This window comes from Paenibacillus chondroitinus NBRC 15376, from assembly GCF_004000765.1.
Lineage (GTDB): Bacteria > Bacillota > Bacilli > Paenibacillales > NBRC-103111 > Paenibacillus_E > Paenibacillus_E chondroitinus.
This window is the reverse complement of record NZ_BILW01000018.1, coordinates 92,073-113,305: the sequence shown is the minus strand read 5'-3', so window position 1 is coordinate 113,305 and position 21,233 is coordinate 92,073. Positions and strand designations below refer to the sequence as shown.

The following is a 21,233-nucleotide window of genomic DNA, read 5'->3' as shown; positions in this document are numbered from 1 at the left end:
TAGGTTGCGAAAGCAATCACTATTCGGCGGATTGCTTGTACATGAGGATAAACACCTGTTTAATAAATTCCCTCTCTTCCATGGATAGTGTGTAAATCTGCGGCTTCTTATCGCTGAGAAGCGCGTTAAAGCTATGCCAGGCCTGTTCCATTCCTTTAAGGATATCTGGGTCTCCCTGCGATCGACGAGCATTTAGTTCCGTTAAGGACCGTGCCAGATTCTGGGCTTCCAAGCTTCCCGGATCGGCATCTGCTGCCACAAGCCTTTTGAGCTCTGCTCGGAACAGGGTATATTGGAGGTGCGATTCTTCGATGAATTCTTGGTCTGCAAGTTGATCTGGCTTTAAGTGAAACCGAGATACTTCAGAGCCAGAATGTGTTTGCATCTTGAGCAGATCCTCGTTAGAGTACAAACGATATCCAGCTTGCGTATGCTTCGAAGGGGAAAGAACGCCTCTCTTATCGTAATATTGAAGAGTACGAATAGTGACAGATGTTTTTTTGGGTTGCGTCTTACTCAAGCTTTTCTTATAAATTCTGCCCTATTTAAAATGAAAAAGCCGCATTACCTGCGACTTTTCATGTAACCATGTTCCTCTTTTGCCCCACTCACACTACTGTTGCAAAGAAAAGATTTTGCGTACTTGCTCATTCCTTAACCAAAGGCCTCCCCAAACCAATACTGCCAGATAGACAGGAAACAGAATCGTGGAGAAAAGCGGGGCATCTAGACGAACCTGAGTCGCCATTACGCCTCCAAAATAGCCGGTCAACAGTATAGCACCCAGAATCGTTGTACGTGGCACCATATAAAGAACGGTTGAAAGAAGTCCGAGTATGCCCATCACATAGATATGATGCTCCTGGAAACCAAGCGAATTGACAGAATCAACAACAAATGAAGGTTTAAATAATTTCATGATACTGTCAAGCAACATAAATAAAATGGCTATTCCACTCATCACTCTCGCCGTCCATAGTCGTCCTTTAGAAATTGTTCTTGTCATTGTCCAACTCTCCTTTAAATGATTCACTAAAATTTGTCCTTCTAAGAGTACGACGAATAAACCACGGTGAAATCGACATAGGGGAAATTTTTTTTATAATATCCCCATGCACATGCAGCCATGCTCTTACACTCTATCTCACCGATACCGCGGCGGAGTAGATGTTTCTCATGGTTTTAGCGGTATAACGTCATATCCAAACTTACTGAGTATTTCTAGCCCATCATTAAAAACTGTTCTGTTTGCCACATTCCAACCATTCTCCAGACCATACTGAATAAAGTGCTTAACTATTCTTGGGTAATGTAAATTGAAATTTTCAGTATCGCTTGTCCCAATCTTCCTTAAAGTGATACCAACTAAAAGAGGGCTCCCCGTAATTGGGTCGTCCCAAGTACAAAAGTGGAATGAACAGGTCATGTTCTTCAGTTTCTTTAATGATATTGAAAGAGAAATTTCACTTACACCTTGATTGTATTGCTTGTTAATCACAAATACATATTCTTTTTCACCAACAATAATTTGTCTTATTTTTTTCTTCATGCTCTTAGCTCCTATTTGGAAATTGGAGTGTCATTAATATCTTAACACATATTGGAAGTATCCTACTCCATCTGTTTTTGGTGAGGATAAAACCGTATCCATGGAAATAAGAGGTCCGGTTCCCCACAGCTTGACCTCAGCTTCGGCCAAGCCCCCCGCCGACTTGCCAGGCTGCACCCAATGGCAAATAGCGGAACCTGAGGGCACTATTTGTTCCCTCAGGGCTGTCCCCAGCTTTTCGGGGAACTACAGGGCCTTATTTCTATGTATTTGGTGGATTATCCGCCCAATTCGTAGAAATAAGGGACCTCAGTTCCCCTTCACCACACAATAGGGCCTATTTCGCAGAAATAGCACCCTGCTGTTCCTCTCAGCCTGGCCTCAGCCTTCGGCCAAAGCTCCCCCGCCAAGTTGCCAGACTGCACGCGGCGGCAAATAGCGGAACCTGAGGGCACTATTTGTGCCCTCAGGGCTGTTCCCGACTTTTCGGGGAACTATAGGGCCTTATTTCTATATATTTGGTGGATTATCCGCCCAATTCATAGAAATAAGGGACCTCAGTTCCCCTTCCCCTCAGCCGAGCCGCAGCTTCGGCCAAGCCCCCCCGCCAACTTGCCAGTCCACATCTAATGGCAAATAAAAAAAGCCGCATCAAATGCGACTTTTCATGTCTCCTTCGCTCCGCTAAGCGATAGGCGGCATCCTATGATTTAATTTGAACAATCATCTCAATTTCAACTGGTGTGTTAAAAGGTAAATCAGACGTACCTATGGCCGATCTGGCATGTTTACCATTTTCACCAAAAACAGACTCCAGCAGTTCCGAAGCCCCATTAATGACATACGGCTGGTCCGCAAAGCCACTCGCACTGTTGACAAAGGCCAATAACTTTACAACTTTTTCCACTCGATCCAAGTCACCTAGATGCGCTTGCAATACACCTAACAGGTTAATCATCGTTTGTCTTGCTGCTAGTTGCCCCTGTTCAATCGTCAAATCCGTTCCTAGCTTCCCTTCAAAAATAAGCTTACCATTCATACGGCAATCATTGCCTGATGTATAGACCAGATTGTTAACTGTTACAGCTGGCACATACTTTGCTACAGGTACACCTGGAACTGGCAACTCAATACCTAATTCTTTTAATCTGCTCGAAATTACACTCATCGTTGTCCTCCGTTAATTTCCATATATTTGATAAACACTAACTTCTTACCGACAGAAAAGCCAAGTTGTGGAAAATGGAGCGAACCCTTTTGATTGCCGTGCTGGTACGTGTAGGGTGAACGCGATTTGTCAAAAGTACAGCAAACACATCATCTTCCGGATCCATCCATATGCTGGTTCCCGTGAAACCGGTATGTCCATAGGAAGACATGGAGAACAAGTCACCCGCAGGAGAATCATGCCTGTCCTTTGCCTGCCATCCAAGCCCTCTGGCCAGTTTTAAAGATGATGTCTGATTGTTAGTCATCACGCGAACTGTCTCTGGCTGTAAGAAACGGCCTTCTGCAGTTTCTCCTAACCGGAGCATCGCTTGGCAAAGCTTGCTCATATCCCCGGCGGTGCTGAACAAACCCGCATGACCTGCAATGCCTCCCATCACGACTGCATTCTCGTCATGTACTTCTCCGATCACGGTCGTGCTACGCCATTCACAATATTCGGTTGCGGCAATACGCGGGTGCAAATGTGCGCCGGGATTAAACAGGGTCTGACTCATCCCAATCGGCTCCAATACAAGCTGTTTAAGCACGGCATCCAGACTGTCACCAGCAATCGCTTCTATGATTTCCCCCAAGATCATGAAACCTTGTGAGGAGTATTCAACATCGGTGTCAGGCGCATAGCGCAGCGGAAGATTTCTCACAGCAGCCAATAGTTCCTTTTTCGTAGGCGATGTCTGATATAAAGGCTGCTGTCCGGGTATCCCGCTTGTATGCAAGAGCAGTTGACGGAGCGTCAGGTTGGCCTTATCCGTATCTTTGTAGTCGGGCAAAAAATGAGCGATCCCATTATCCAAATAACATTCACCGCGCTCTAGCATCACCATTAATGGTAATATTGCGATGGGTTTGGTCACAGATGCCAGATCCCATATACTATCCAGTTGCACCGATGGCCCGTCCCAAATGAGCGTTCCAACCGTCCCCTGCTCCTTAATTCCGTCTGAATTTCCAATGGCATAAGCCGCACCGGAAAATGTTTTCTCATCACGGGCCTTCTGCAAAAACTCAGTTATTCTGCTCATTCAATCACCTGCCTATAAATTGTCGGGCAATTCGTTCATAAATGTGCACTGCCTGTTCAACCTGAGAAATCTCAACAAATTCATTAGGGGCATGCGCCTGATCCAAACTGCCTGGTCCCAGTATGATCGTTGGAATCCCGGCCATTGTCACCAGCTTACTCATATCACAGCCCGCCCTGAAACCATACGGAGTTTGCGATTTCCTCATGACATATTCAACCGCTTCAAGGGCCGTACTAACGATTCTCTCTGTTGCCAATGTTTCGGAAGGAATGGTAGCTACCACTACTTCAATTGGGTCTAGCGTTAGCTCAGGTATCGATATTTTCAATGCATTCAAAATATCTTGAAGCTCGGAATCCGCATCCGCGTGCGTCTCACCAGGAATCAACCTGCGGTCAATGATGATTTCCGATTGATTAGGAATCGTATTTTGCCGAGTTCCTCCCTGAATCATCGTTACTACCGCACTGGCCGGACCAAGCAGCGCATGAGGAGTAAGAGACAATTTAGCATTCAGTTTCTCATACTCCACAATAAATTTTGATGAATGGATGATCGCATTAATGCCAAGCTCCGGCCGCCCTGAATGTGCAGCACGTCCAAGGAAACGCAGCCGTCGCATATAGGTGCCTTTATGTGCAATTGCAACGTCCAACCCAGTAGGCTCACCTACAACCGCACCATCCGCCTGAATTCCCTGCTGGACCAAATGCAGCGTACCGAGCCCCCCGGCTTCTTCCCCCATCACGGCAGTAAGAACCAGCTTACCGCTTAGGCTTCTCGGATCGTTTGCGATGTTTTCCAAAGCTGCCATCATACTAACCAAGCTGCCTTTGGCATCACATGCACCCACGCCATAGAGCTTTCCCTCATCCAGACTTAACCTTGGCTCAAAAGGCGGAGTTGACCACACTTGTCCCTTGGGAGAATTAACATCCATATGAGTATTGAAAACGAGACATGGACCGGGACCGTAATCCAGCGTAATAATGACATTGTCCTTCCCTGGTTCAACCGTTTGACGTACGACTTGTGCACCGAAGCTCCTCGCCCATTCCTCCAACCAATCCGCTACCTCAGCAACTTCACCGGGCGGATTTGGAGTTGGATGCGAGATACATGTCATTAAGGCTTTAATTACAGGGCTTGGTTGCTGCACCATATCATCTCCAACCTTGTAGTCTACTTCCATAATTCGGTCAAAAGTTTGTTTAAATCATCAAAGCTTGCATTCAATTTTAACTGGGATTCCGCTATTGCCTGTTGAATGACGGATGGCTGCTTCAAGCCGCTTCCGGTAATCACACATACGACACAATCATCTGGTTGAACAAGGCCATTGGAAACAGCTCGCTTCAGCACCGCAAGTGAGGCGGCAGAAGCAGGTTCAGCACAAATCCCTTCGTTGCCCAGCCATTGCACCGCTTCGATAATCTCCTCATTCGTCACAACGTCTGCGAATCCACCCGAATCGTAAATGGCATTCAACACTCGGCGCCCTCCTTGAATTGGAGCATCAGCCGCAATGCTTTGCGCAATTGTTTGAGTAGGATCACCATGTTTCTCCGCATGTCTTGCTCCCTGCTTGAACGCCTGGACAATCGGCCCCGTAGCGCTCGGCTGCACAGCAACCATCTTGGGGAGCGAGTCGATCCACTCCAGTTGTTTCAACTCACAGAAACCTTTCCAAGCTCCCCAGATACCTCCACCAGTACCTACGGGGTGAATCATCACATCCGGGGCCTTCCAACCCAATGCCTGACTGATTTCATAAGCATAGCTCTTCATCGCTTCATGCCTGGTTGGGTTGATGAAATTCACAAACTGATATAGACCCAGATCCCTCACGGCTTGCTCAAGCATCGCAGAAATATCCGTCATACTTTCAAAATGCAAAGTAGCCGTATGAGCTCCGTACAAGCCGATGATCGCTTTCTTGATTGGATTAGCCAAATATTCGACCAACACCGTTGCATCTAGTCCCGCCCGGCTAGCATAAGCCGCAAATGAAGCTCCCGCATTCCCTGAGCTGTAAGTCAGCCCCCGTGATAACCCCAACTCTTTGGCAAAACTAACAGCCAAGCTAAAGCCACGATCCTTAAAACTACCAGTAGGCATCAACGCATCATTTTTAAAATAGAGCTTGGAAAGCCCTAACTTCTTTCCGGCGTAAACAGATGGCAACAGCGGCGTGCCGCCCTCTCCCATTGATACAACGTTAGTACTGTCCTGCAGGGGATAAAATTCATGCCAACGCCACATCGAGGGTTCGCGAGAATCAAATAACTCCGGCTGCAGTTCAACCTTCATACGGTCCAAATCATACTGAATTTCCAGCAGGCCCCCGCAGCTTGGGCATGTATTTAAAGGCTGCATTAATTCGAATCTCTCTGTGCAATTATCACAGGAGTAATGAGTTGCATAAGACCAAGTCATTTGCTTTCTTCCTCCTAAAAACTTTCTATAAGGAAAGTGCTGCTTAACTTCTTTAGCGCCCTTTGGCTTTCGGATTCAGTTTATCTCTCCAAATATCACCCAAAATATTGATGGCTAACACAATCAGCATAATGGACAAGCCAGGAAATACGGAAATCCACCAAGCTGATTCCATATACAATTGTCCTTGGTTCAACATGTTGCCCCAGCTGGGTACACTGACAGGCACGCCAAGTCCAAGAAAACTCAGTGAAGATTCCGCAATAATAGCAGACGCCACTTGGAAAGTAGCAATGGTAATTACCGGTGAAAAAATATTCGGAAGGATATGCCTGAACAGCAAGCGAAAGTCACTAACCCCAATGGTTTGGGCTGCAACGACGAAATCACTGGAGCGTATGCTCAAAACCTCAGAGCGAATCACTCTCGCATAAGGCACCCAGCCTGTAATACCAAGCACAATAATCAAATTATTCAAACCGCCTCCAATGACAGCCACGATCGCTAGTGCTAATAAAATCGTCGGAAAAGCCAATTGGATATCTGCGATCCTCATCATGAGATGATCCAAAGCGCTGTAAAATCCAGATAATAAGCCTATGATCGTTCCGAGCACACCTGATATCACTACGGCTGCCACACCTACAAGGATGGAAACCTGACTGCCATATATAATTCGGCTTAACAAATCCCGCCCCATATTATCGGTGCCCAGCCAATAGCCTTCTTCGGAGCCATTAAGCCAAAAAGGCGGTTTAAAACGCATTAATAAATCCTGTACGTTCGGATCATGCGGTGATATTTTCGTTGCGGTCACGGCCATAATGAGAAAGCCGCCAAGTACGCATAGCGATAACCAGTTAAATAGACTGCCATATTTCCCACTCACTATTCGTTTTAACGTAGGTATCCCTCCTATTTATATTGGATACGAGGATCAACAAGCGAATAACAGATATCAACAATTAAATTAACCAGTACAAAAATAGCGGCCAAAATGATGATTGCTCCCTGAACCAACGGATAATCACGATTATAAATGGATTGCACCAGCAGTTGCCCGACACCCGGCCAAGCAAATACGGTCTCTGTTACTACAGATCCTCCCAATAAAGCTCCAATCTCCAAGCCAACGATCGTAATGATCGGCAGCAGACAATTTCGTAAAGCATGTTTTGAAATGACAACCACCGCAACCAAACCTTTGGCTCTGGCTGTACGAATATAATCGGAATCGAGAGCTTCAATTAACGATGCCCTTAACAATCTCGCAACCAGTGCCAAGAGATGAATGCCCAGCGCAAAGGCAGGTAATACGATGTGGCTGAATCCGCCAATTCCACCCGTCGGGAATATTCTCCAATGAACAGAGAACAGTAAGACGAGCACAATCCCCACCCAGAAAACTGGCATAGATTGACCAAATACAATTAATGACATGATACCCTTCTCAATCACTGTCCCCCGTTTAATGGCCGAAATAATTCCGGCAGGGATAGCAACGACAAGAGAGAATAGCAAAGCTGCTCCGGCGAGCTGAATCGTCGCCGGCATCCTTTCTATAATAAGTTGTAACGTTTGCTCACCGTAGCGCAGTGAAACTCCAAAATTTAAATGAAGTAAGTTCAACAGATAAATGCCATATTGCTCAATGACGGGTTTATCCATGCCCAGAGAATGCCGAAGCGCTTGCGCCTGTTCAGCCGTAGCATCCGGTGTCAGCATGATGGCTACCGGATCGCCAGTCAGCCTTGTAATTAGAAATACGACCGTCGCTACCCCAAATAAGACAAATATGGCATAAAAGCAGCGACGCAGTATATAAGAAAGCAATAGATATCACCTCCGCAGCAGACAAATCATTTAATGGACGCTTTGTACATGGACAAGATGCCGACCGGATTCGGTTTCCACTCAATATTGTTGCGGATTCCGTATAGGCCATTGATTTGATATAAATAGATGAAAGGTGCATCTTCTTTTAAAATCGTTTGCAGCTTTGTGAATGCAGCTTGTCGTTTTTGTGGATCTATGCTTTGTTCTTCTTCATCGACGAGTTTATCAATGTCAGGGTTAGGATATCTGTTATAACGTCTGTCACTTTTTAGATAGGACTGAAAATTACTCATTGCGTCCATGGTCCATCCTGTATTTCCGATAAAATACATAGGTGAAGTCTTTTTCGCTACCAAATTAGCCGTCAAGGTTTTGCTGTCCATCAAGTTGAGCTGAACTTTAACCCCAATCTTCTCCAGCTGTGCCGCAATGACTTGAACATTGTTTACTTCCAAATTATCCGCATCCAGTGTAATTGCGAAACCATCAGGATAACCTGCAGTCGCCAGCAGTTGCTTGGCTTTCTCGATGTTGTATTCGTATGGAGTAATGGCCGGATCATATCCGAAGTTCTCCTTAGGAACCAATGTAGACGCGCGTGCTGCATTACCGTCCAGCACGGTTTTGATCATGGTATTCACATCAATGGCATAATTAAGTGCTTGGCGAACTTCCTTCTTAGCCAAAGGTCCTGCTTTCGTATCCAATGAAATATAGAATGTTCGGATCCCTGGACTTGATACGACTTTTAGATCGGTTTGGTTCTTCAGCTGTGTAGCCACATCGGGTTTGATACCAGATGCAATATCCACTTCTCCCGCTCTAATTGCTGCAGCCATATTGGAAGGGTTCGGAATGATTTTGAAGACCAGCTTTTTGAATTTGGCGGCTCCTTGCCAGTAATCAGCATTGGCTTCCATTGTAACTTGACTATCTTTTTGCCAGGAAACAAATTTGAATGGACCCGTACCGACAGGATTTTTCGCGAAATTCTCATCGCCTTTTTCCTTAATATACTGTGGGGGAACCATGGCTCCGCCGAATAACGTCATTTTATTAGGCAAAATTGGATCAGGACCATCAGTAATAATTTTTACAGTTTTGGCATCCACTACAACTACTTCTTTAACCGTTTTCAGCTCAACAATCGGTGATTTCGTTTCAGGATTATTAAGCCGATCAATACTGAATTTCACAGCATCGGCGTTGAACGGCTCACCATCATGAAATTTCACCCCTTCTCTAAGCTTGAATTCCCAAGTCGTATCGTTCAACGCTTTCCATTCGGTAGCAAGTGATGGAGCCAATTTGTTGTTCTCATCGCGTGTAACCAAAGTATCGAACATGTTGATCAGAATTCCCATATCCGGTATTTTGCCCTGCTTTTGCGGGTCCAGTGTTCCTGCGTCGATATCCTGCGCCACCGTTAACGTGTCCTTAGCCGGTTTGGATGAGACAGTACCAGTTCCTTTGTCAGATGGAGTCGAGGAGCTGCCATTCGAGTTCGAACAAGCTGATAAAACGGATATCAAGCACATAGCTGCCAGTATAAGCTTTAATTTCACAATAATTCCTCCTAAAATGGTCTCACTGAATTGATAGCTTACATACTCACATGACTGGACTTGTTTGATGTATAAAAATTGCTGATCCTACAACGTCTTGCACGCTGTAAATTGACCTGCTTGTATAACTGCGGTTGGCTTTATGAACTGTTCAGGTGCTAATAGGTTGCCTTGTGAATCGCGATAATCACGCCCTTCTGGACGCTGCCCATCAACTTCAAATAACGTTGCTCGATCCAGAACTCCATTAAGGGAACACCAATTGTTCATCTGTAAAATCTGTGCTGGTGCAATCGTTACTGCGTCAATCACCTTCTCAAGTGGCATGCCGCATGCCAGCAGCTTGGTCATTGTTGTAGACAGGTCATAAACCGGACCTCGAATATTGCGGATATGTACATCTGTACTAATGGTATGTGGCGCATATCCGGCTGCTATTGCATTCCGGCATACCTCATTATTGAAGCTTGCCGCCCCATGTCCCACATCCAGCTTAACGCCTCGATCGATGGCTTTCTGGAGTGCCAATACCGGTCCTCCATTCTTGGACCATGGATGTCCGATTTTCCCATGAAAGCAATGGGTTATAACATCTCCTTCGTCCAAAAGATCCAAAACGCCATCAATAAGCGGAGGCGCTTCCCCGATATGTACCATAACCGGCACGCCAGCCTCGTGTGCTGCCAGCTTAGCCAGTTGAAGCGGTTGTAGTCCCATTGATCCAACAATAGCACCGCTCGAACGAACCTTGACACCACAGACGAAGTCGCGATTCTCTGCGATGGCTTGCACCGTTTTATCTACATGAATGTAATCCAAGGTCGCCACTTCACGAAGATGAACCAGCCCAATTGAGCTAATGTTTAACCACGCCTTCACTTCCGTCTGAAAAGCAGGAGCAACATACTTCCGAAGCCCTGGCAAAGTCGCTTCCCCAGCACTGCCTGCATCAACAACCAAATGGACGCCATTATAAATCCCTGCTGCATCTGCGGGTACACTGAGGTTGGCAACCCCATCGTAAACGTGTGTATGGAGATCAATCCATCCTGGGCTCAAATAAAACTCAGGCTCCTGTGAAGCATGATGCGGAAACGAACGATCTAATTGGTACCCATCGGCCGTCTTCTTCAGCAAAGCTTTGTATGTCTGTTGATTCAACGGGTCAATAACTTTTACAAGCGTCTGATCTTTCATAACGATGCACCTGCCGTTTCGTATAAATGACAAGCTGCGGAATGTCCTGGAACAATTTGCTGCAGCTGTGGTCTTACTGATTTACAAACCTCCATCACCTGTGGGCAGCGAGTATGGAACGGACAACCTTGCGGGGGATTAGCTGGACTTGGCACTTCTCCTTGCAAGATAATTTTTTCCCGTTTAACCCCTCTTTTCGCATGAGGTGAAGAAGATAACAGCGCCTTCGTATAGGGATGGAGCGGTTCTTGGTACAAGCTATCCTTATCTCCAATCTCCACCAAATGCCCTAGATACATGACACCAACACGATTGCTAATGTGCTTGACGACGGATAAATTATGCGAAATAAACATATAAGAAAGATTAAATTCTTTCTTTAATTCCGTCATTAGATTAAGAATCTGCGCCTGAATGGATACATCCAGAGCCGAAACCGCCTCATCTGCCACAATTAACTTAGGGCTTAATGACAATGCTCTTGCAATGCCTATGCGCTGCCGCTGCCCACCGGAGAACTCATGCGGATATTTCCGCAAATCTTTCTGACGCAAACCAACCAAATCTATTAATTGATTAACCTTCTCGGATGCTTCTTTTCTGTTCATGATGTCGTTGATCAGCAGTGGCTCCGCTATAATATCTGAAACCATCATCTTAGGATTCAAGGATGCGTAAGGATCCTGAAAGACCATTTGAAAGTTTCGACGTGTACGGCGAAGTGTCGTTCCATGCATCTTGGTGATGTCTTGCTGATCGAATAAAATGGTTCCTTCCGTCGGTTCAAGAACACGCATAATCATTCGGCCCAAGGTCGATTTCCCACAGCCCGACTCTCCAACAATACCAAGCGTTTCTCCATATCCGATTTGAAAGGAAACATTATCTATGGCCTTGACATGTCCGATTGTTCGACGGATAAGTCCAGCTTGGATCGGATAATATTTTTTGAGATTGGAAACTTCTAATAACTGATCACTCATGATATCTATCCTTTCTGTTAGATTAGATCACACCTAGCGAACTGGCCGGGCTTCACTTCGCGCAGCTCAGGCATTTTTTGAGTACAGGAGATCTGCGCCCACTCGCATCGTTCGGCAAATCGGCAACCGATTGGATACTTTGATGAATCCGGTACCGTACCTGGAATGGAATACAGCATTTCTTTTTCTTCATCAAGCGATGGGATGGATTTCAACAGTGCCTGGGAATAAGGATGAAGCGGATCCTCAAATAAAGAATCGGCTGATGCACTCTCAACCACTTGGCCCGCATACATAACGACTACGTGATCAGCGATTTCTGCTACTACACCCAAATCATGGGTTATCATCATCACCGAAGTATCAAATTCATCACGCATGCGCTTCATCAGCTCTAGCACTTGTGCTTGAATTGTCACATCCAGAGCTGTTGTAGGCTCATCAGCAATCAAAAGCTTAGGCTCGCATATCATCGCCATGCCGATCATCACACGCTGCCGCATACCGCCGGAGAACTGATGCGGATATTCTTTCACAATCTCCTTTGCCCTTGCTACACCAACGAATTCAAGCATTTTAACGACCTGTTCCAGCGCTTGCTGCTTCGTTATTTTACGGTGTCTGAGCAAAACTTCCGACATCTGATCGCCAATCGTCAACACCGGATTCAGCGATGTCATTGGCTCCTGGAAAATCATCGAAATATCGTTTCCTCTAATCGCTGATAGTTGATTCTCCGTTAACTCAAGTAAATCTTGACCCCCAAACCAAATCTGCCCATTCACCACGCGACCATGTGGCTTTGGAACCAACCCCATGATGGATAAAGACGTCATGCTCTTCCCGCAACCCGATTCCCCAACAATACAAACAATTTGCTTAGGATAAATAGTGAGATCAATACCATCAACAGCATGTACTTCGACATCGCCTTTGACAAAATAGGTTTTTAAATTCTCAACCGATAGTAGTGGCTGAACCATCAAGTGCCTCCTTTATCTCTGATTTTCATCACCATGAGTAATATTAAAAATTTTTATATTATATTAATTTTTTTCTTTTTATTACTATAGTCAAAAAAAAACGACCCGTCAATGCTTTTTTCTGAAGTAAGCCCTTCCAAAAAGAAATTATATGACATGGACTTGACATATGATTGACTTGGTATCCATTTTTTTGGAACAACTCTTTTTTCAGCCAAAAATATGTTAGGTTTCATACCATAATATTTTCAATTAATGCAAAAAAACCAACCAACGTAGGGAAGTTGATTGGTTTTTTTATTCATATGCTTTCGCATAATTTATTTCACGCGGACTTCATCCAGTAGGTTATAGAGAGTAAATTTAGAGATATCCAGAAACTGGCACACCTTATCTCCAGCTTTCTTAATTAGAAATGCTCCTCGTCTATCGAGAAATTGGACTGCTTTCTTCTTGTCCTCTTTCCCCATATGGGAAACGGGTATTCCTATCTCGTTATGGCATTGCTGAAGCAAATAATCCAGTAAATCACTCACATCATTAACGAATACTTCTTCCGTTTCTTGTTCCATGCTGTGCATCGTGATCGATTTAAGCGCTTTTTCAGCCATAATCAAATCAGATATATCCATATTTATGCAAATGGCTCCGATGATCTCCTCTTTATTATTTTTGAGGTAAATAGACGTAGAACGAAGGATTTTTCCATCTTTCGTTTGCGTGATATAGTTATAACGATCACCGTCTTTGTCAGAACCTCTCAAAACTTCCAGGCCCAAATTGCTCCCACAATCACCAATTCTTCTTCCAGTAATGTGGGAGTTCTCAATCCCTACAATTGTATGCTCATAATCACCAGTCAAATCATGAAGCACAACCTCGCATTTATCCCCGAATTGCGTTGCAATTCCTTTAATAATTTGCTTTAAAGCTCCAAGTTCATCGTTTATATGTTCCAATCACATCACACACCTTAAAAAAAATAATATTGCATTAAAATTTTTATTAATGCATATTCTAACCTTATTTTTGCCATTTAGCAACATCCTTACTTCAATACCTTTTGAAGACTATAAATCGTCAATAAGATTTCGCTATTTTGACATCAAAGTCTGATTACGGTACGACAAAACCGCTTATAATGAAGCCATTACCATCAGTAATGAAAGGAGCTTTTCTGATTATATGAGCATAAACAAGCATTCACCAAGGCAAGCTAGCAACAAAAATTATACGGCTGCCATTGTCACCATCTCACTTGTCGCAAATTTCGTTATATTACTCTTGTTCTTCTCACCAATTGGCTACAAGGGAGAGATAAATTTTGATCTGAACATCTTCCCAAGAATTAATGGGGTGTTGAACAGCTTCACCTTCATCTTTCTGGTTGCCGCATTGATCGCGATCCTACGGAAGAACGTAAAGCTTCACAAAGGGTTCATTCTAGCTGCCTTCTCTTCTACACTGCTGTTCCTTGTCTCCTACTTAACGTTTCATTACATGTCCTCGGAGACAGCGTTGTTCGGCGGTAAAGGAATTATCCGGCCGATCTATTTTTTCATTCTGATCTCTCACAGCATACTTGCTGCCATCATCGTGCCACTCGCCTTGTTCACTCTTGTATGGGGTTGGACTAACCAATTGCATAAACATCGTAGAATTGCCCGTTGGACAATGCCGATCTGGTTATATGTGAGCTTAACCGGGGTTGTCGTGTTCTTAATGATGAATCCGTATTATTAAGGGGAATTTGAAAGGAGCAGTTGCCGCGGCATTCTGCTCCCTGTTAGTAATATTAGCATCAACTTTACAGCCCTGTTCAGCAAAATAAAGCATATTCAAGACATCGTCATAATTAAAATTTGATTCCTTCATCGGATAACCTCCAGCCGATTTAGCAATGGAGCAGTAGAAGGATGCTTAATTTTACATCCCCTTGCCATCGGCTTTTATGAATTCATAAGTTTCACTTCATCCAAAGCTCTCTGCGCCAATCCGTTAACCACAATGTCGTCCATCGGCGGATTATGCAGTCCTGCCCGCACGTCGCGGTACATCCGCTCCAACGGTAAACTGCGTGACAAACTCGCAGCACCTACGATACGCATCGCTGTATCTACAATTGAGATAGCATGATTCGTGGCCACATGTTTTGCCAAGCCCAGCTCCGGCTTTAGCGCTTTGCGTCGTTCAGGTTCCCGGTCCCATCGATCGGCAACCGAGTAAAGCACCGTGCGCGCCGTTACAAGCGCGATTTCCATTTCTCCGATTTGACGTCGAATATTCGGTAATTCAGCTATCGGTGTGTTCAAGCTGTTCGGTCGATAGTGCTGCGCGTAGTTAATCGCAAAGCTTCTAGCCGCATGCGCTATCCCAATATAACAAGCGGGAATATGCAATAGCCACCCACCTTCGTCGGGTCTGCGCTCCTTGCGTGGTGCTCCCGAACGGTGAATAAGTTGATCATCTGGCACGAATACGTCTTCAAGCACCACATCGTGGCTACCCGTAGCGCGCATGCCAAGTGTGTTCCATGTTTCTTCTATACTTACACCAGATCCGGCACGCACGAAAAAATCCCCTGTTTCCTCCGTGCCCTCAATCGCTGCCGAAACAGTAAAACATGTGAGTATAGGACTCAAAGTACTGTAGGTTTTGCGCCCACTGATCAGCCATCCGCCCTCTGTGGCAACGGCCTTCGTTTCCGGCCTTCCCCCCCGACTTGGACTCCCTGTTGCCCGTTCCGTCGCCAAATTATTAATCAACGCACCTGTTTCCACCGATTCTCGGCAAAAACGTGCGTACAACGTTTCCGGCCAAGCATTCGTAAAGCGTAGCTGATGCATCAAACCAACGTGCCAGCCCACCGCAAGCGTTGTTGAACCATCGCCTCTCGCGAGTCGTTCCTGGGCAAGCACCAATTCGTACAGCGACGCTTCCTCTCCGCCGTAAGCTCGCGGCACTGTCAGGTGCAAATAACCTGATTCACGAAGATCCGCGAAATTGTCGAACGGAAAGCTCCCCTCTGTATCATGATGTGCCGCTCGACTCGCGAAGAGTGCTGCTAATCGATCAGAACGTTGCGCAATCTCTGCCTCTCGTTCATTACGAATATATATATCTGTTTCTATGCTCTCAGTCATTTTTCTCTCTCCTCTGTATGTAAATATATTAGAATACTCGGAATTATATCGAGTATATGCTTGCTTATAAACTGAATGTATTCAAGATCTAAACTTAAGGAAATCAGGTAAAGTAAAGGGCGGCTACATGTTATATATATTCAACTATCGTTTACCGTTAGCGTAGTTCGTTAGGTAGCGAGTATTTGGTCTATTCTTGCTCTATCGTAATTTAATATCCAATCTTGATAATCTCGGTAGATGTTTATCAACGCTTCTTTTGATGAAGCGACTACATCACATCCCCTGTCATCATATACATGGAATATGGTTTCAGCGGAAATATTGACAAAAAAACATCATGATAAATCGAAGGTCTGATTGCAACATCATTATTACATATTGCCTTTATCAAACTTCCATACTTAATGTTTTTTCCGTAACACTTTAGAATGAACCTGTGCGTTTCAAAATCTTTTACCTCATAAGCATCAGCAAAAACATCCGGAATTACTTTGTGCTGTAAGCATTTCAATACATTCTTATTGTTAATATATCTTCTATAAACCTTTGATTTGCGTTTTAATGGATTGGGCTCATCAGCAAAATGTGCATTAGATATGCCCTGCCATAAACTTGTTCCATTTATAATGCTTTATCAACCTTGAACATCGGTGGGTTTCCAAGTTCAAAACGTATGCCATAATCCCTATGACCATCTATATTCACTTTCCACATCGCTTTATAATTATCAAATAACCAACCGCCACCTGATTCTTTTCACTATATTCTTTATCTAAATTATACTACATATTGGGACTATTCTGCCCTTTAGCTTAACAAAAACAAGGAGCATCTGCCGCATGGCGTGCTGCTCCCTGCTTATTCCGCTATCGTTCTGCGTTAGCGGAATCCTTGAGTTCAAGACTAGCCTTAATTGCTATTACTATTGATCTAGCGAAACTCCGCATTAGCCCAATATTCCTCAGCTTTTTTAAGACTTTTCAATACCTTACTAGCAAATTTTTTGTATACATTTCCGAAAAAAGTTTTTTTGTCACATCTAAACCAATTGCCGTTATCTAAAAGGGGTTTCCTGTTTTGAAGATTCAAGTGATAGGCAGTAACTTTGTTTGGACTCACTTTTTCTCCCCAATCGTGAATGAAACCTTCTGGTGGACAAACAGCTATTTCTAATCTGAAGCCTCCTCCATATTTATTAAATTGAATGTTAATATATCTATTTTCTTATCTGTAATTCTTCGGAAATAATGACTGCACGACCACTTTTCCCGTTGGCTCCACTATCAATGGTTGAAAAGGACAAGAAGGTGTATTCATAAAATAAAAAAACCGCGAAATTCGCGGCTGATATTTTTATATGGTTATATCCTCATATGTTCATACAATCGAAAAACTCTCATCTTTTCCTTATTTGCTGTTCAGTTCCTCAATTGAATTGATATTCATATATGTGGGAACTACTAATCCTAGTTTAGTACCATTCAGATTCGGCCCCAGATCTTCAAATTTCCCCTTATACTTATCGTAATAATCTTGATGCGTCGTTGGAAGCCATGCAGCTACTATTGCATCCGCACTTCCATCTGAGATTCCTGCCCACATCGGTCCGGCTTCTACCTGCAGCATTTCCACTTTGTATCCTAGCTTTTCTTCCAAAACAGCTTTCACGACATTCGTACTCGCAATTTCGGAATCCCATGCGACATAGGCGAGTTTTAGCTTTTTGCTTTTTTCTTGAGCTAGATCTTTTACCCAACCATCAACCTTATCGGCATTATCCTTTACCCAAGCGGCAGCTGCTTCTTCCGGCTTTTTCCCATCGATGATTGCAGACATCACGACGGCCATCTCTTCCGGGGTCCATTCGAACCTATCCAGCATGGTATAAGCCGAAGGAGCATCCTTTTTCAAGTTATTCCTCACAATGGTATGAATCTGCTCATCCTTTCCGAACACACCTTTAGGATCATTCAAATATTTAAGCTCATATTTGGCAAACATCCAGTGAGGCGTCCAACCTGTTATAATGATTGGCTTCTTAGCTTTATAGGCTTTGTCGAGAGCGGCTGTCATTGCAGCGCTTGAGCCTTCCACCAACTTCCAATCTTTCAGATCGTAATCATTGATTGCCTGGGCAGCTTGTTTCATTAATCCCGCTCCAGGGTCGATCCCAATGATTTCATGATGCACCTGGCTTCCAATGTTTCCTTCGGACGATACTTGTTTGGAGCAACCTGTTATCACGGTTACTGCAGCTAAACTTACCAACACTAATGCTTTGATTTTATTCCTCAATTTATTCACACGCTCCTCTTTCTTTTCAGTATATACTGACTCATTCGATCAAGAAGTATGGCTAATACGACAATGGATAAGCCTGCCTCGAACCCTTGTCCTGTCTTAATCTGTGTCACTGCGCGGTAGACATCCGCCCCTATACCTTGAGCCCCGATCATAGAGGCAATAACAACCATTGATAATGAAAGCATAATCGTTTGATTAATTCCCGCCATAATCGAAGGCATTGCTAATGGGAATTGCAATTTGAACAATTTTTGTGTTCTTGTTGAGCCAAATGCATCGGCAGCTTCTACTAGATCTTCTGCAACCTGCCGAATTCCTAAATTCGTAAGCCTTATTGTTGGAGGTACTGCAAAGATCACAGAAGCAATAACACCAGGAACAACACCTAATCCAAAGAAGGTTACAGCTGGTATTAAATACACAAAAGCAGGCATCGTTTGCATAAAATCCAATAATGGCGTAATCACGTCACGAAATTTATTGCTTTGAGCGCACCAGACTCCTATTGGAATACCAATGATGATAGAAATTAACGCAGAAGTCAGAACAAGCGCTAAGGTGTCCATCGTATGGCTCCAAAACCCTAAATTATCTATTAATAAAAGACCTAGTGCTGAAAATAGCGCAAATGACCAGCGGCCCAAATAAAAGGCTAATGCACAAATAATTGCGATGAATAATAAAACCGGAACACCTTGGAAAACAAAAGATAAGGCATTCACGCATCCCTCAATGCAAACCGAGAAAAATTGAAATAGTACGGCCAAATTAATTTCCAGTTTATCCACGATAAATTCTACCCACTCATCTAGAGGAATCTTGGGAATCATCCTTATGCACCTCCTCTTTAGCAATGGGTTGTCCAGCTAGTGCTCCAAGAACGGCACCGCGAACAATGACACCGATAATACGATTGTTCTCATCAACAACGCCTACCGGATATTTTGAATTTCCACATATTTCGAATAGCTCATATAGCATTTGCTCCGGCGTCACAGTAGGCGCACTCCGAATAACGATGTCCTCGAGTGTTCTTCCTACTCTTACAGCCTCAGAGGCATCTTCAGCTGTGATTACACCAAGCAGTTTTTTCCCACGATCAACAACAAATAAGTTCGATATGCCGCTTTCTCGCATAAGTTGAAGAGCTACCCGCGGCCCCCTGTCAAGGCCAATCGTTTCTGGCCTACGCATCACCGATGAGGCTGTCAGTACTTTAGACAGGTCTACGTCCTCGACAAATCGTTCAACATATTTATTAGCCGGGTTCATCATAATCTCTTCCGGCTTCCCAATCTGAACGACACTACCATCTTTCATCAATGCGATCCGGTCACCGATACGAAGCGCCTCATCCAAATCATGCGTAATAAAAATAATTGTTTTCTTCATTTTATCTTGCAACTCTAACAGCTCATCCTGCATATCCTTACGGATTAATGGATCTAGTGCACTAAAGGCCTCATCCATCAATAAAATATCAGGATCGTTAGCCAGTGCTCTGGCAAGTCCTACCCTTTGCTGCATACCGCCGCTTAATTGCGATGGCATACTGTCCGCCCACTCTTGCAATCCTACAAGACTCAAGGCCTCCAAGGCCTTTACTCGTTTCTCCGCCTTACTTTTCCCTTGAATCTCAAGCCCGTATTCCACATTTTGAGCAACCGTTCTATGCGGAAATAAGGCAAATTTCTGAAATACCATACTGATCGTTTCTCTCCGAACATGGCGGAGCTCTTCATCACTCATCTCGACAATATTTCTGCCGTGAATGTTGATGATCCCATTCGTAGGTTCAATTAACCTGTTTAGCAGCCGGACAAGTGTTGACTTCCCGCTGCCTGACAGTCCCATAATGACAAAAATTTCACCAGGTTCTACGGAAAAGCTGACTTCGTTGACCCCCACTGTATGTTTCGTTTCCCTGTAAATCTGTTCTTTGGAGACCTTACTATTCAATAGCGGAAGAACAGACTCGGGATCAGGCCCAAATACCTTGGTTACCTGATGCACATCAATAATTGCCACACGCTCACTCCTTTCTGTATGCGTTAATGCCCTCTTGCCTTTTAAGTGTAAAGAACCAAAGCGGGTTATGTCAACCATAAATTCCGTTCAATCTGTTTATACAGTAAAAACTGTACAAAACATTTTGAATTCTACTACATACTTCAGTATCCTATTCAATGACTTTCTTTACTTTATCGAAATTGTTTCTTACAATAACGTTGTACACATAAAGGCAGGGTGAACTTGGAATGGAACAACTAAACAATATAAGCTCCGAACAAGAGCTGATTATTCAAAAAGCACGTAAACGCATCATTGAATCTATGGGCAAAAATATGGAACTTTATGGCATAACTCAATCGATCGGCCATCTATATGGATTGCTTTTTTTCCAAAACAAGCCCATGACCCTAGATGAGATGAGAGAAGCCATGGAAATGAGTAAAACCAGCATGAGCACTGGCGTGCGAACGCTGGTTGATTTGAAAATGGTCAATAAAGTTTGGGAGAAAGGGTCGCGGAAAGACCTTTATGAAGTAGAAATGGATTGGTTCCAAACTTTCTCCGATTATTTTTCATTGAAGTGGCGTAAAGCATTAGAAATCAATCTCAGCTCTTTGCGCAAGTCAAAAGTTGAGCTTAATCAACTTAGTCAGCAATATCCTGACGATACTGCGCTGCAAGGCATTCTGCAAACAGATATTAATAAAATCGACGAAGCTATTCGATATTACAAATGGCTGGATCGGCTTATTGACAGTTTTGAAACAGAAGAAATTTTTAACCTGGTACCTAAAGATCTGCCCTAGGATGATCATAATTTAGGTTCATTATGCGTCGTTTTTCCGTCAACCAGTAAAAAGAGGCATCAGTTAATCCGAACGCCTCTTTTGCGATTTTACACTCTTAACAGCAATCTATATCTATCTTAAAATAAAAAAATACCGCAACCGCGCGGTATTTCATGTT

Annotated in this window: 20 protein-coding genes and 2 pseudogenes; 2 read left to right on the top strand and 20 right to left on the bottom strand. The window is 44.0% G+C overall.

The window, feature by feature from the left end:
* Nucleotides 1–19: 19 nt before the first annotated feature.
* The 15 genes and pseudogenes from PCH02S_RS20295 to PCH02S_RS20230 all read right to left on the bottom strand — a co-directional run bounded on the left by PCH02S_RS20295 (nt 20) and on the right by PCH02S_RS20230 (nt 13,763).
* On the bottom strand, nt 20–385 hold the full coding sequence (locus tag PCH02S_RS20295; protein ID WP_246069179.1) for a hypothetical protein: 366 nt from the start codon (nt 383–385) through the stop codon (nt 20–22).
* 6 nt (nt 386–391) lie between these two features.
* Nucleotides 392–520, bottom strand: a pseudogene (locus PCH02S_RS37015) (MerR family DNA-binding transcriptional regulator); the annotation flags it as partial.
* 93 nt (nt 521–613) lie between these two features.
* Nucleotides 614–1,006: a DoxX family protein gene (locus PCH02S_RS20290; RefSeq protein WP_127455761.1), complete on the bottom strand. Its 393-nt coding sequence runs from the start codon at nt 1,004–1,006 to the stop codon at nt 614–616.
* 168 nt (nt 1,007–1,174) lie between these two features.
* Nucleotides 1,175–1,549 (bottom strand): hypothetical protein, encoded by a 375-nt coding sequence (locus PCH02S_RS20285; protein WP_127455760.1) that lies wholly within the window; start codon nt 1,547–1,549, stop codon nt 1,175–1,177.
* 703 nt (nt 1,550–2,252) lie between these two features.
* Nucleotides 2,253–2,717, bottom strand: coding sequence for a RidA family protein (locus tag PCH02S_RS20280; protein ID WP_127455759.1), 465 nt, complete (start codon nt 2,715–2,717; stop codon nt 2,253–2,255).
* A gap of 37 nt (nt 2,718–2,754) precedes the next feature.
* On the bottom strand, nt 2,755–3,801 hold the full coding sequence (locus PCH02S_RS20275; protein WP_127455758.1) for a serine hydrolase domain-containing protein: 1,047 nt from the start codon (nt 3,799–3,801) through the stop codon (nt 2,755–2,757).
* A gap of 4 nt (nt 3,802–3,805) precedes the next feature.
* Nucleotides 3,806–4,966, bottom strand: coding sequence for a M20 family metallopeptidase (locus tag PCH02S_RS20270; protein WP_164819643.1), 1,161 nt, complete (start codon nt 4,964–4,966; stop codon nt 3,806–3,808).
* A 20-nt stretch (nt 4,967–4,986) separates the two neighbouring features.
* Nucleotides 4,987–6,240 carry a threonine synthase gene (locus tag PCH02S_RS20265; protein ID WP_127455756.1) on the bottom strand — a complete coding sequence of 418 codons (1,254 nt, stop codon included), beginning with the start codon at nt 6,238–6,240 and terminating at the stop codon, nt 4,987–4,989.
* Between the two features lie 52 nt (nt 6,241–6,292).
* Nucleotides 6,293–7,063, bottom strand: coding sequence for an ABC transporter permease (locus tag PCH02S_RS20260; RefSeq protein WP_127455755.1), 771 nt, complete (start codon nt 7,061–7,063; stop codon nt 6,293–6,295).
* A gap of 92 nt (nt 7,064–7,155) precedes the next feature.
* Nucleotides 7,156–8,073, bottom strand: a complete 918-nt coding sequence (locus tag PCH02S_RS20255; protein WP_246069178.1) for an ABC transporter permease — start codon at nt 8,071–8,073, stop codon at nt 7,156–7,158.
* A 26-nt stretch (nt 8,074–8,099) separates the two neighbouring features.
* Nucleotides 8,100–9,641 (bottom strand): ABC transporter substrate-binding protein, encoded by a 1,542-nt coding sequence (locus PCH02S_RS20250; RefSeq protein ID WP_127455754.1) that lies wholly within the window; start codon nt 9,639–9,641, stop codon nt 8,100–8,102.
* Nucleotides 9,642–9,728: 87 nt separating this feature from the next.
* A complete protein-coding gene (locus PCH02S_RS20245) occupies nt 9,729–10,838 on the bottom strand; it encodes an amidohydrolase/deacetylase family metallohydrolase (RefSeq protein WP_127455753.1) in 1,110 nt (369 codons plus the stop codon).
* On the bottom strand, nt 10,835–11,821 hold the full coding sequence (locus PCH02S_RS20240; protein WP_127455752.1) for an ABC transporter ATP-binding protein: 987 nt from the start codon (nt 11,819–11,821) through the stop codon (nt 10,835–10,837). Before PCH02S_RS20240 ends, PCH02S_RS20245 begins: the two co-directional genes overlap by 4 nt.
* Before the next feature lie 17 nt (nt 11,822–11,838).
* Nucleotides 11,839–12,804, bottom strand: a complete 966-nt coding sequence (locus PCH02S_RS20235; protein ID WP_127455751.1) for an ABC transporter ATP-binding protein — start codon at nt 12,802–12,804, stop codon at nt 11,839–11,841.
* 320 nt (nt 12,805–13,124) lie between these two features.
* Nucleotides 13,125–13,763, bottom strand: a complete 639-nt coding sequence (locus PCH02S_RS20230) for a helix-turn-helix transcriptional regulator (protein WP_127455750.1) — start codon at nt 13,761–13,763, stop codon at nt 13,125–13,127.
* 226 nt (nt 13,764–13,989) lie between these two features.
* Here PCH02S_RS20230 and PCH02S_RS20225 point away from each other — a divergent pair, with 226 nt between their 5' ends.
* Nucleotides 13,990–14,547, top strand: coding sequence for a DUF420 domain-containing protein (locus PCH02S_RS20225; RefSeq protein ID WP_127455749.1), 558 nt, complete (start codon nt 13,990–13,992; stop codon nt 14,545–14,547).
* Between the two features lie 206 nt (nt 14,548–14,753).
* Here the strand turns inward: PCH02S_RS20225 and PCH02S_RS20220 are convergent, their stop codons facing one another.
* The 5 genes and pseudogenes from PCH02S_RS20220 to PCH02S_RS20195 all read right to left on the bottom strand — a co-directional run bounded on the left by PCH02S_RS20220 (nt 14,754) and on the right by PCH02S_RS20195 (nt 20,282).
* Complete coding sequence (locus tag PCH02S_RS20220) at nt 14,754–15,947, bottom strand: acyl-CoA dehydrogenase family protein (protein WP_127455748.1); 1,194 nt, start codon at nt 15,945–15,947, stop codon at nt 14,754–14,756.
* A gap of 170 nt (nt 15,948–16,117) precedes the next feature.
* Nucleotides 16,118–16,548 (bottom strand): annotated as a pseudogene (locus PCH02S_RS37165) (DUF3885 domain-containing protein).
* 809 nt (nt 16,549–17,357) lie between these two features.
* Nucleotides 17,358–18,254, bottom strand: a complete 897-nt coding sequence (locus PCH02S_RS20205; protein ID WP_407670108.1) for a glycine betaine ABC transporter substrate-binding protein — start codon at nt 18,252–18,254, stop codon at nt 17,358–17,360.
* Nucleotides 18,251–19,084 (bottom strand): ABC transporter permease, encoded by an 834-nt coding sequence (locus tag PCH02S_RS20200; protein ID WP_127455747.1) that lies wholly within the window; start codon nt 19,082–19,084, stop codon nt 18,251–18,253. The genes PCH02S_RS20205 and PCH02S_RS20200 overlap by 4 nt, the downstream gene beginning before the upstream one ends.
* The gene (locus PCH02S_RS20195; RefSeq protein WP_127455746.1) at nt 19,059–20,282 is read right to left on the bottom strand and encodes a quaternary amine ABC transporter ATP-binding protein; all 1,224 of its coding nucleotides are present in this window, start codon (nt 20,280–20,282) and stop codon (nt 19,059–19,061) included. Before PCH02S_RS20195 ends, PCH02S_RS20200 begins: the two co-directional genes overlap by 26 nt.
* A 230-nt stretch (nt 20,283–20,512) precedes the next feature.
* On the opposite strand from PCH02S_RS20195, the gene PCH02S_RS20190 reads away from it, so the two are divergent.
* The gene (locus PCH02S_RS20190; protein ID WP_127455745.1) at nt 20,513–21,073 is read left to right on the top strand and encodes a GbsR/MarR family transcriptional regulator; all 561 of its coding nucleotides are present in this window, start codon (nt 20,513–20,515) and stop codon (nt 21,071–21,073) included.
* Nucleotides 21,074–21,233 lie beyond the last annotated feature (160 nt).